The sequence below is a fragment of the Oceanobacillus locisalsi genome, assembly GCF_042675985.1.
In the GTDB taxonomy this organism is placed as follows: Bacteria; Bacillota; Bacilli; order Bacillales; family Amphibacillaceae; genus Oceanobacillus; species Oceanobacillus locisalsi.
Map to the genome: position 1 here is coordinate 165,989 of NZ_JBHTKK010000002.1, position 12,350 is coordinate 178,338.

General features: G+C 40.5%; 10 protein-coding genes. 3 read left to right on the forward strand and 7 right to left on the reverse strand.

Annotation, left to right across the window (positions count from 1 at the left end; all coding sequences use genetic code 11):
- Positions 1-32: 32 nt before the first annotated feature.
- Positions 33-359 carry a cytochrome C biogenesis protein gene (locus ACFQ19_RS02965; protein ID WP_379590500.1) on the forward strand — a complete coding sequence of 109 codons (327 nt, stop codon included), beginning with the start codon at positions 33-35 and terminating at the stop codon, positions 357-359.
- Between the two features lie 102 nt (positions 360-461).
- Here the strand turns inward: ACFQ19_RS02965 and ACFQ19_RS02970 are convergent, their stop codons facing one another.
- From ACFQ19_RS02970 to ACFQ19_RS02980, 3 genes are all read right to left on the reverse strand, one after another.
- On the reverse strand, positions 462-1,235 hold the full coding sequence (locus ACFQ19_RS02970) for an acetoin reductase (RefSeq protein WP_379590502.1): 774 nt from the start codon (positions 1,233-1,235) through the stop codon (positions 462-464).
- A 232-nt stretch (positions 1,236-1,467) separates the two neighbouring features.
- Entirely contained in the window at positions 1,468-2,553 is a 1,086-nt protein-coding gene (locus ACFQ19_RS02975; RefSeq protein WP_379590503.1) for an Rpn family recombination-promoting nuclease/putative transposase, read from the reverse strand.
- Positions 2,554-2,792: 239 nt separating this feature from the next.
- Positions 2,793-3,347, reverse strand: a complete 555-nt coding sequence (locus tag ACFQ19_RS02980) for a TetR/AcrR family transcriptional regulator (protein ID WP_379590504.1) — start codon at positions 3,345-3,347, stop codon at positions 2,793-2,795.
- A gap of 170 nt (positions 3,348-3,517) precedes the next feature.
- Between ACFQ19_RS02980 and ACFQ19_RS02985 the strand changes: the two genes are divergently transcribed.
- Together ACFQ19_RS02985 and ACFQ19_RS02990 are read left to right on the forward strand one after the other, a co-directional pair.
- Entirely contained in the window at positions 3,518-5,593 is a 2,076-nt protein-coding gene (locus ACFQ19_RS02985) for an efflux RND transporter permease subunit (RefSeq protein WP_379590506.1), read from the forward strand.
- A complete protein-coding gene (locus ACFQ19_RS02990) occupies positions 5,577-7,382 on the forward strand; it encodes a YhgE/Pip domain-containing protein (RefSeq protein ID WP_379590508.1) in 1,806 nt (601 codons plus the stop codon). The genes ACFQ19_RS02985 and ACFQ19_RS02990 overlap by 17 nt, the downstream gene beginning before the upstream one ends.
- A gap of 22 nt (positions 7,383-7,404) precedes the next feature.
- On the opposite strand, the gene ACFQ19_RS02995 is transcribed toward ACFQ19_RS02990, so the two are convergent.
- The 4 genes from ACFQ19_RS02995 to ACFQ19_RS03010 all read right to left on the reverse strand — a co-directional run bounded on the left by ACFQ19_RS02995 (position 7,405) and on the right by ACFQ19_RS03010 (position 12,349).
- A complete protein-coding gene (locus tag ACFQ19_RS02995; RefSeq protein ID WP_379590509.1) occupies positions 7,405-8,451 on the reverse strand; it encodes an ABC transporter permease in 1,047 nt (348 codons plus the stop codon).
- Between the two features lie 107 nt (positions 8,452-8,558).
- Positions 8,559-10,049, reverse strand: a complete 1,491-nt coding sequence (locus ACFQ19_RS03000) for a sugar ABC transporter ATP-binding protein (protein WP_379590511.1) — start codon at positions 10,047-10,049, stop codon at positions 8,559-8,561.
- 57 nt (positions 10,050-10,106) lie between these two features.
- Positions 10,107-11,105: an ABC transporter substrate-binding protein gene (locus ACFQ19_RS03005; protein WP_379590512.1), complete on the reverse strand. Its 999-nt coding sequence runs from the start codon at positions 11,103-11,105 to the stop codon at positions 10,107-10,109.
- 227 nt (positions 11,106-11,332) lie between these two features.
- A complete protein-coding gene (locus tag ACFQ19_RS03010) occupies positions 11,333-12,349 on the reverse strand; it encodes a Gfo/Idh/MocA family protein (RefSeq protein ID WP_379590514.1) in 1,017 nt (338 codons plus the stop codon).
- Position 12,350 lies beyond the last annotated feature (1 nt).

Consider the following 12,350-nt stretch of genomic DNA (forward strand, 5'->3'; position numbering starts at 1 on the left):
AGAAAAAATGCTGAAAAAGGGAGGGGATATGGATGAAAATTGATTTTGTAAAGGTAGAAGTGCTGATTGCCGAAGAATATATTAGTGTTTTACGGGAACACCTCCATGAACACGGATTTTTAAACTATGGCAACCAGGATAACGTTCTTTCTTATGCAAAATACAAACATTATTCCCGCCCTTTAGAATTTGCATCTTTGGAAATGCCTGTCCCCATTGAAAGCGAATGCTTGCAAACAGTTTGCAAAGTAGAGTTCCGCTGCATGGTTCACCAGGTTGAGAAGGTAAAGAAAATCATCCATGACCTCCACCCGAGCGAATATCCCGTTATGTATTTTATTCCTATACTTGATGAATGAAAAGCAGCCGTAATCGTTGAGATACGGCTGCTTTTCGTACATAAAAGAAATCTTAAATGTTTATTTTTGGCGGAAAAGAAGTTTCAATGGTCACTTCAGTTATTATCTGTACACAATTCCGCCATCTGTGATAATAGCTTGTCCTGTAATATAATCGGAATCATCAGAAGCCAAGAAAGATACAAGGTTTGCAACGTCCTCTGGTTCTTGAGAACGTCCGAGTGAGATGCCATCAACAAACTGTTTATAAGCATCCCCGCGTTCCATATTGTCATAGTATTTTACCATTTCTTCATCAATACGATCCCACATGGATGTGCCTGCTACACCTGGGCAATATGCATTAACACGAATATTATCTGCTGCCAGCTCTTTGGAAGCCGTATGCGTGAAAGAACGGACAGCATGCTTGGTAGCAGAATAAGTACCTAGCATTTCATACGATTCATGCCCGGCAATACTGCATGCGTTAATCACTTTTCCTTTTGTGCCTTGTTTAATAAACTGTTTTGCTGCAGCTTGTGTGCCAAAGACAGTTCCATTCACGTTGACTGAAAAAGTTTTATTGAGTTCATTTTCATCAATTTCAAGGAATGGAGAAACAACGTCAATCCCTGCATTATTTACAAATACATCCAGCTGTCCAAACGCATCTACTGCTTCTTTAACCAGATTAAACTGGTCATCACGCTTAGACACATCACCTGCAACGGCAATGGAATCAACACCGGCGTCCTTGAATTCTTTTAATGTACTGTCCAGCATTTTTTTATTAATATCATGCAGAACAATTTTGAAGCCATCTTCACTAAGGCGTTTTGCTATTCCTTTTCCCAGTCCTCCTGCAGAACCAGTTACAATTGCTACTTTTGACATAATAAAATCCCTCCAAGTTCATTTTTCATTGAATGTATGACTGACACTCCTATTATCATTCCCTTTTTAATATTATTAAAACAAAATAAGGCAGCGTTAGTTCATTATTTTCGCAGAATTGAAGACGGGATTGCTAACACTTAAATATATCTTTATCCACACTTATGCAGGAAGAAAAACGAAACTTTCTTCCTGCATAAAAAACGGGTAACTTGCTCGTTTTGCTTACACATTAATCTTTAAGTGATTTACGAAGCGTTTTTACTTCTTCAAGATGAAGCCTGGTTAATTCAGATATTTCTTCATCTGAATAATTCCGATTTAACAACTGTTTAGCAAAATATTGCTTCTCTTCTAGTCTTCCCTGTTCTATACCTTGTTCTATACCTTGTTCTATACCTTGTTCTATGCCTTGTTCTATGCCTTGTTCTATACCTTGCTCTATTCCCTGTTCGATTCCTTTCTCCAACCCTTCTTTGGTTGCTTTTTCTTCAATTTCTCTGTACAGTCTTCCGAACGTGGGGGTATCTCTCAACTTTTCTAAACCCATGATTTTTTTCTCCTCCTTTTCATCTTGTGCAATGGGTAATGTTTCATACAATTGTTCCTGCAGGTCCGGTGGAATCAGCATGATATAATCAATAAAATATAATAAAGCTGCAAGATAGTTTGTGCGATGCGAATATTTTTTAAATGTCAGGTTGAGCAGCTGCTGTTTAAATTGGTACCTTTTTTGGTTGTCTTCGTCTGTCTTCTTCTTGTTCTGACTGGCATAAATCCCGGCAAGCACGGCTAAAGCAAATGGGTTATCTGATTTTTTCAGTTCTTCCGGATCTTTTTCATGAAAAAGATAGGTATTATAGGCATAGGTTAATTCCGTGCCGTAAAAAGCGTAATGGAATGCTTCTTTATGCTCCTCTTGGCTAGCGTCGGTCAACAGAGCAATAGAGTAAATCGGGCGTTTCGTCTTGTCGTAAATCCGGTAAAAATATTTAAACATGCGCTCGGCAAATTCATCTTTGCCGGCCGCCTGCACTTCGATATGAATGAAGATATATTTTTCCTCTCCGTTCTTTAGTTGAACTTTGACGATTTTATCTGAATACTTTGTTCCTTTTTTGTATTTCATTACAAATTGAAAAAGCTCTAGATTTTCGAAATGCACTCCTCGTTCAAAATCAATTTCCGGCGATAAATCCGATGCGAAAAATTCCATAAATTCTTGAAACAATGCTTCAATTAAATTTTTCCAGAGTCCATCATAATCGGGATTCTTTGCACGATAACGGTTTGTATTTTCTTTGACTGTGTTTAGCACTATTTTACCACATCCCCTAGCAATAATAAATTTGTATTTATCCTATTGGTTTTATGCAGGGAAAGCAAAGTGGTGAAATTGGATTTTTATTGTGAAAAACAGAATGAAATACGTATTTTTAATTCCGTCTTTTTGCGTTTTAAATCATCTAATGCGATGCATATTTGATTTTTAATGTATTTTAGCAAAAATTTACCGTGATTAAATTCGAGCAAATCCCGATAGCTTTTTCATCCTGTTCAACACGGCTTACTCATTTCTGTAATGATTTTAGCCATTTCATCTACAGATTCTTTCATCTCGTTTTCCAGCCAATATTCAATCACGGTGATACTGCCGCTGATGGAATAAATCGTAAGGTATTTAGCAGCTGTTTCGCTCATTTTATATTCTGGTCCGTTGAAATTATTCATAATATGTGTCTGAGCAGCATACATGACTTTATATGTGAATCGTTTATTCCCATGTTCACTGAAAAGAATTCGGAAATGTTCGTGACGACTGTAAACATACTCAAGCAGATATTTTAACATCGCCAGCGCTTCTTTTTCCTGTGTATAGTCATACTGCAGCAGTGCCTGATTCAATTCGTCGATAATTTCATCTTCAATATGGGTCAATAAATCATATTGATCTGCATAATGGCTGTAAAAGGTAGAACGGTTGATGTCCGCATGCTCACATATTTCCTTTATAGTCATCGAGGAGATTGGTTTTTTCTTTAAAAGCTCCATCAGGCTGTTTTTAAGAACGGTTCTTGTGTAGCGTTTTCTGCGGTCAAGTTTTTGAGACATGGTTCATTACCTTCCTTTTATGAATAAAATATGAAATTTTATCTGTTATCCAACAGATAAGGAGATTATGTTGCGGAACGTACATATTTTACGCAACTGTTTGTTGTCTAACTGACAGTGTGTCTTTATAATAATAAATTATATGAATGTAATCAGCAAGGTAGTGAGGAATGACTGTGGCAAATTTAATTATTCGTTTTAAGAAAACAATTGTAACCCTTTTTATAACGTTGATGATTCTTTCCTTGGCAGGGATGCTGTTTGTTGATGTCAATTATGATATGCAGGATTATCTGCCGGATGAAGCAGAATCGACACAGGCTTTAGAGATAATGGAGGAAGAATTTGATAGTGGCATTGCGAATGCAAGGGTCTTGGTCGGAGACGTCTCGATTCCGGAAGCAATCGAATATAAAGAAGCATTAGAAGCCATAGACGGTGTGACAGAAGTTCTTTGGCTGGATGATGTCATGGATATTCAGACACCAATCGAAGTGTCAGATACAGATACAGTGGAGACGTATTATAAAGATGAAAATGCGCTTTTTTCCGTCACGATTGTAAGTGGGCAAGAAGTGGATGCTACGAATGCTATTTATGATTTGATCGGGGGAGAAAACGCTGTTTCCGGCGAAGCAGTTAATACCGCTACCGAGCAGGAAATGACCGGAACAGAAAGCATGTATGCTGCAGCGCTTCTGGTACCGATTATTATCATTATCCTGATTCTGTCTACAAGATCCTGGATGGAGCCGGTGTTTTTCCTGACTGCGATTGGTGTTTCGGTCTTAATTAACTTAGGAACGAACATTTTTATTGGAGAGATTTCGTTTGTTACGCAATCGGTAGCTCCGATATTACAGCTTGCCGTATCTTTGGATTATGCTATCTTCTTACTGCACAGCTTTCAAGATTACCGGAATAAAGATTATAAACCGGAAGCTGCGATGAAGTCTGCTATGAAAGAGTCATGGCCGGTTATCGGCGCTAGTTCTCTAACCACGATATTCGGGTTTGCAGCACTATTATTTATGCGTTTTGAAATTGGCTCTGACTTAGGATTGAACCTGGTCAAAGGTATTATATTAAGCTTAATCAGTGTCATGATTTTCCTTCCAGCCTTTACACTTGTATTTTATCGCTGGATTGACCGTACGCAGCACCGTCCATTTGTGCCAGCGCGTTTTGAAGGTTTAGGAAAAAAACTGATGAAATTAAGGCTGCCGGTACTGATTTTAGTACTTCTTCTGCTTGTTCCGAGCTTTTTGGCGCAAAGCAGTACAACATTCACATATGGAATGGGAGAGACACCGGAGGATACACGTTTAGGTGCGGATATAAGGCAAATTGAAGAAAGCTTCGGGGAGTCAACTTCTATCGTATTACTTGTTCCGAACAATGATGTTGGAAAGGAACAGGAAATGGTTCAGAGTTTGGAGAATGTCAATCATGTATCCTCTGTCATCAGTTATGCAACTATGGTCGGCAGTGTTATCCCGCAGGACTTTTTAGATGACGAGGCGACGGAACAATTTCTGTCTGAACATTACAGCCGGATTATTGTGAATACAGAAGCAGGAACAGAGGGAGATCTTCCTTTTGCTATTGTAGAAGATGTACGGGATATTGCTTCTTCCTATTATGGAGACGAGGCAGTGTCATTAGGAGAAAGTGCATCGCTGTATGATATGAAGGAAATTGTGTCCCAGGATAACCAGCTGGTGAATCTATTAACCATTTTGGGAGTAGGGATTGTGCTGTTATTTAATTTCCGTTCCATTTCTTTTCCAGTGGTATTACTGTTGGTTATTCAGGCGGCGGTCTGGATGAATTTGGCCATTCCATATTTTACAGGAACACCGCTTGTCTTTATCGGTTATCTGATAGTCAGTACGGTACAGCTGGCGGCAACAGTGGATTATGCGATATTATTAACGGAAACATATAAAAATTATAGAAGGTATATGTCAAAATGGCAGGCAATCAAAACGACATTGGATGATAAAATCTTCTCCATTGCTGTTTCTGCGTCGATTTTATCCATCGTCGGATTTGTTTTATGGATGACTTCTTCCAATCCAGTTGTCGGCTCTATCGGCTTACTGTTAGGAAGAGGAGCGCTCTTGGCATTTATTCTTGTTATCACCTTATTGCCTGCATTGCTTGTATACGGTGATACATTGCTTCAAAAGACATCATTAGGAATGAAGTTTCGCAAGGAGGAAAAACATGAGGACAGCAACTAAATGGATTTGGCTCGCTCTGGCTCTATTCTTTATTCCATGGATGAATACAGCTTTAGCGGAGTCTTCAGAGAATACAGACGGAGAAGCGGAAGTGGAAGAAAAGAATGAGGTTATCTATGCAAATTTAGCAACGGGCGGCGCATTAGAAAACATCTATGTAGTTAATGGGTTTGAGCTCAATCAGATTGGGACGATAGAAGATTACGGAAACTATGAATCTGTTAAAAACTTAACGGATACAGGTGACATGGAGCAGGATGGAGATAAAGTCCGTATGGAAGCAACAGAGGATAACTTTTATTATCAGGGGAACCTTTCAAGAGAATTGCCTTGGGATTTTTCCATTAAATATTATCTGGATGGAGAAGAAGTAGATCCGCAGACGGTAATTGGCGAGTCGGGTTCGGTAGATATTGAAATAGAAGTAGAAGAGAACGAAGAAGCGGAAGAGAATGCTTTCTTTGACAATTACATGCTGCAAATATCCCAGCCGCTTAATACAGATTACTTTTATAATGTAGAAGCAGAAGATGCAACGATAGCCAGTTCCGGAAAAGATCAACAGATAACATTTACCGTGATGCCGGGAGAATCGGAAACATTAACCATTCACGCAGATACCGATCAGTTGGAGATGGAAGGAATGGAGATTTCAGCATTACCATCGTCCTTTTCTGTTGAAGGACCTGATACGGATTCTCTTACAGAAGAATTTCAGAGTTTAACCAATGCGATTGATGAAATAAATCAAGGTGTGGGTGAACTTGGCGATGGCATCAGCGGATTATCAGGCGGCTTAAGTGATTTGGAAAATGGTTCTTCCGAGTTTCAGGGTGGTTTAAATGAATTGAATCAATCCAGCGGTGAATTGACAGGCGCATCGGAAGAGATCAATAATGCCTTTCAAACGGTGCAAGAAGAAGTAGGCCAAATTACAGGCGTTGATGGAATAGAAGAATTAAGCGGTATGACAGAAGCTGCTTCGGACATGGCTTCAGAAATGGAAAACTTAGCTGATGAATTAGATACATTGTCAGCTGGGTATGGGGACGCGAAAGAAGCGTTGAAAACAGCTATGGATGACATACCGGAAGCAACTCTGACAGAAGAGGATTTCCAAGCATTATATGATAGTGAACTGGATTCGGAAATGGTTGATGAATTAGTGGACACCTATGAGGCTGCTCAAAATGCTTTAGCTGTTTATAATGAATCCGTGGAATCTTTTGATGCTGTGGAACCGACGCTGGATGAATTTCAAACTTCTACCAGCGATATTGCTGCGAACATCCGTGAATTTGCCGATGAATTAGATCAGTCTGTAGGAGAAATGGATGTCGATGAAGGACTGGATGAATTTATAGGAAGCGTAGATACAATGGCGGAAAATTATAATCAATTCCACGAAGGATTGGTTTCCTATACCAATGGAGTAGGTGAACTCAGTACTTCTTATGCGGAGATTCATAATGGAATTGGCGAATCGGCATCAGGCGCCGGTGAACTTGCAAATGGAGCGGATGAACTGCAGGATGGAACCAGTGAGCTGTATGATGCTACACAAAATATTCCTGATGACATGCAAGAGGAAATTGACAAGATGATTTCACAATATGATAAATCTGATTTTGATCCTGTATCTTTCGTATCGGAAGAAAATAATGATATCACTAACTCTGTCCAGTTTGTCATTCAAACAGACAACATTCAGCCGGAAGAAGATACGGAAGACGCAGAAGAAGAGGAAGAGGACGAAGGATTTTGGGATAAGTTATTGAATTTGTTTTAATGAGAGAACCGCATGAGCTGAGTCATGCGGTTTTTTCCTTTCGCTGTAACAGTACCGCAGCAATAACAATAATCCCTTTAAACGCATCGCGAAGCAAGGGAGGGACCCCAAATAGATTAAGCAGATTGTTCAGTACAGATATAATTAATACCCCGTAAACGGTTCCGAGGATAAAACCTCTTCCGCCCATCATACTAGTACCTCCGACGACTGCTGCGGCGATAGCGTCCATTTCCATACCGCGTCCTGACCCGGCAAAATCCATTGAACCAATCCGGGAAACCTGAATAATGGCAGCAATGGCTACCAGCATTCCAGATAGGGCGTAGACGCGATATTTAACTTGCTTCACATTAATTCCGGAAAGTCTGGCTGCTCTTTCATTGGAACCGACAGCAATAATCTGTCTTCCAAAGGTAGTGTGTTTAGAAATATAATACATTACAGCTGCGATGACAGCCCAGTAGATAATAGGCATAATCATATAGTCTCCGATTTTAAAGTTGGCAATTTGTAAAAACGCAGACGGAACGCGTGGAGCGGAGCCTTGCATGAAATGCTGTGTTACACTGCGGAAAACCATCATTGCTCCTAAAGTGGCAATGAATGGCGGAACCATTCCCCGTGTGACCGTCACGCCAATGACGGACCCCAGTAGATAACCAAAAAGAATAACAAGCATGATAGTAACCAGAATAGCGAGCCATCCGGTGATACCGATAGCATGTAAGAGACCGCTTGCTCCAATATCAAGCAATGTCATCGTCAATGCGCCTGTGGCTACAAGTGTTGCGCCTACTGCTAAGTCGATACCGCCTGTCATAATAACAAACGTCATTCCAAGGGCAACAATAGCTACGCTGGCATTGTTTCGTAAAATATTAATCCAGTTATTTACCCAGGAAGTAAACCATTCTCCAAAGGAAGGGTAATCAAACCCCAATACAATTGTTTGTAAGATAATCATAGCAATAAGCGCTATAAAAATACTGAATAACGGACTGGCGGCCCATCGATTTTTAAACCAAGTGATAAATGCATGAAAATGACTGTTGCTTTTTTCTGTCAAAAGGTTACACCCCTTTTCGTTATGAAATAAAAAGAAATCTATACAGCGGAACTGCTGCTTTCGTTACATATTGGCCGGATAATAGGAAAGCGGTTTATTCAAAACGTTCAAATAAAAGCATCTCCACCCGTAGCCAGCTCCATAATAGCTTGTTCGTTCATGTCTTCGGCTTTCAGTTCTCCTTGCAGACGCCCGTGATACATGACATACGTACGATTGCAAAGTCTTAATATTTCATTTGCTTCACTGGAAAGAATAATAATCCCGACCCCTTTGTCAGCTAAACGCAGGATAATATCATACATATCTTCCTTTGCGCCGACATCCACTCCTTGTGTCGGATTATCTAAAATCAGGATGCGGGGATCTGTTGAGAGCCATTTAGCTAAAACGATCTTTTGCTGATTTCCTCCAGAGAGATTCAATATATTGTTGGAAGCATTCGTCATCCGTATCTTGAGTTGTTTTTGAAAGACCTCCAGCTTCTCTTTGTGAATGGAATGTTGGATAACTCCCCATTTTGCATGTCTTTTCCAAGAAGCAATGGCACTATTTTCAAGAATGTCCATATCTTTAATAATGGCATTTTCTTTTCTATTTCTTGGAAGGTAGGCAATACCATGTTTAATGGCATCCATCGTGGTGTGAATATGAATCTCTTTGCCATAAAGGAACAGTTTTCCCGATGAAATATCATGTGCACCAAAAATAGATTGAAACAGCTCGCTGCGGCCGTCGCCTAAAAGACCGGTAAATCCGACTACTTCGCCTTGATGAACAGAAAAAGAGACATTGGAAAAGGCTGCGGCATCCGTCAGTTTGTCTGCGCGCAAAATTTCTTTACCGCGCTCCCGCTGTTGAATCAGTTGGTCTGTCCGAACATCATAGCCTACCATAAAGCGGGCAAGTTCCTTTGTTGTTACATCGCTTACCTGTCCTTGAGAGACAAGGTTGCCGTCCCGAAGTACCGTATAAGTGTCGCAAACTTCGATGACTTCTTTTAATTTATGCGAAATAAAAATGATACTGACTTGCTGGTCTCGTAAATGTCTCATCATGCTAAATACACGTTCGATTTCAGAATCTGTGAGCGATGTTGTCGGTTCATCCATGATAATGACAGAAGCATGCATTGTAATTGCACGGCAGATTTCAATGATTTGTTTATAGGAAGAATCTAAATCTTTCACAAGCGTGCGGGGGTCAAGATCTACCTGCATGCGTTCGAAAATTGCCTTTGTTTCTTGAATCATTTCCTGGTGTGGGACACGTCTGAACCCTTTTGTATAATCCCTTTCTAAAAACATATTTTCATAGATAGGCAGATCATTGATTAAATTTAGCTCCTGGTGGATAAAGGAGATTCCCAGCTTAATGGATTGCTCGGGAGCAGTGAATCTAACCTCTTTCCCGTCTGCATAAATACTGCCTGCATCCGGCCGATGAATTCCTCCTAAGATGTTCATCAGGGTGGATTTTCCGGCGCCGTTTTCCCCAAGCAAGGCACAAATTTCACCTTCTTTTATGGAAAAGGAAATATCTTTCAGGACATGATTTTTACCAAAGGACTTTTGAATGTTTTGAAATGCTATATGCATGTCATCACCTCTGCGCATTGGGTGAGCAGGGGGCAGGTTTTCCTGCTCCCCTCTCTATTAATATGGAGAATTTTCATCCAGGAATTCTTCGTAGTTATCCCGGTCAACAACGGTGGTTGGAATGATAGTTTCTTCCGCTACATCCTCCCCGTTAAGAACGTCTATCGCAATATCAACAGCATCTTTTACCATAACAGGGCTGTATAATGCCGACTGAATCCAGATATCTTCATTTTCCGGCATCATTTCAAAGTATTCCTGCATGCCACCGCCGCCGGTGACGACTTGAATGTCTGTTCTTCCAGCTTCTTGAATAGCCTGCAAGACACCGACAGAAGTTTCATCATCAATCGAATAAACGGCATCAATGTTCTCAACAGAAGTTAAAATATCAGCGAAGTCAGCTAAACCGTCTTCCCGAGTAAATTCTGTTGCATACGTCATCACGTTCATATCCGGAGCAATCTCTGCTATGGTTTCCTCGAATCCTTTTGTCCGTAATTCGGATACAGACCCTGAGGAAGGCACTTCGAGTACAACAACATTTCCTTCCTCACCAATTTTATCTGCGATGTAGTTCGCTCCCTGAACTCCCATATCTTCATTATCTCCTGCAACCCGGTAAACGCCTTCCACATCAATCGCGATATCAAAGTTAACGACGGTTATTCCGCTGTCAATGGCATTTTGGATGGGGACCTCCATGCCTTCCCATTGCGGGAAAGCCACAATGGCATCTGCTCCCCAAGTTGTTAAATCATCCAATTGAGAAGTCATTTGTTCCGCATTACTGCTGGTTTGAATTTGATAATCGACTTGATCGCCTAATTCTTTTACGCGTTCTTCAGCATGATAAGCAACTGCGGCAACCCAGCCATGTGTTACTTCTGGAGCCAGAATTCCGATTTTATATTGTTCTTCCGTTCCCTCGCTGCTATTTCCGCCATCTGCATTACTGTCTTCTGTCTCCTCACCAGAACCATTTCCCGATCCACAAGCAGCCAGCAGGAGCATGAGAAAAGCAATGATTAAAAAGCCCAAACTTTTTTTCTTCATAGGAAACCTCCTCGATTTTTTAATGAATCTTATTTCACTTTGGGTCTATCTTTTCATAGAGATTAGAACAGAATGATCGTCTGCAATCAGCTTCCAAGGATAATATAGAACGTCATCAACTGGATGCGGGAAACGCCCCCTTTCTTTTCCATAAGACATGAGATAGCTTACTGTGTTATGAGAAAAGGTCCTCTAATTACAGCAGCATGTTTGCTTTATGAAATCCATTACATACCGTTATCTTTCTGTCGCAAAATTTCTTCCAAAAGCTGTAATGACTTTATTGCATCTTCTCCGCTGACAATGGGTTTTTCATTTTCTTGGATACAATGGATAAAGGCATCGATTACGCCTGAGTTGGTTTGTTTTGTGTTGGTTTGAATCGCTTCCAAAGCATAATAGATTTTTTCGCCATTCTTCTTTTCAATAAGAAGCGGATAATTCGTATTTTGGTATAGCTTTAGGATCCCTTTTTGACAGTAAATTGTTGTAGAATTATCTTCTTCGCCGTAATAAGTCCAAGAGAAAGCAGCGGTGCCAATCCTTCCTTTCTCTGTTTTTAAAATACAGACCACATTGTCATTTACTTCAATGGGATGATGGTTTTCATCTGTTTTATCTAAGGTGGCTGCATAGGAATGAATGTCTGTTATTTCGTCATCCAGCAGATAGAAGAGCAAATCTAGCTTATGAATACCTAAATCACCTGCTGCTCCGGAATGGGAACGGCCTTTTTTAAAAAACCAGGTTGCGTTTGATTTCGTCGCTCCCCAATCTTCCGGACCGCTATGGCCAAAAGTGGTCTGAAAGGTAAGAATGTCGCCCAGTTCTTTTGTTTGGAGGACGGCACGTGCTTTTTGATGTGCTTTTGTAAAACGTTGGTTGTGGTCAACCATTAACAGCTTGCTGGCCTTTTTTGCTGTATGCACCATTTCTTGTGCCTGTTTCACAGTAGCAGCAATTGTTTTCTCACATAGCACATGCTTGCCAGCAAGCAAAGCTTTTGTGGTATGGAAGTAATGTACTTCATTCGAAGAACAGTCGCTAATGGCTTCAATGGTTGGATCTTGAAGCAATGCCTCCAGTGATGAAGCAGTTCTTCCGCCGAATAATTGCACCATTTCTTCTGCACGTTCTCGATTCCTGTCATAGAAAACAATCTCCTCAACGGATGGATTTGCTGTATATTCTGGCGCATGCCTGAAACGTGTAATGGATCCGCAGCCAATAATACCTACAATCATT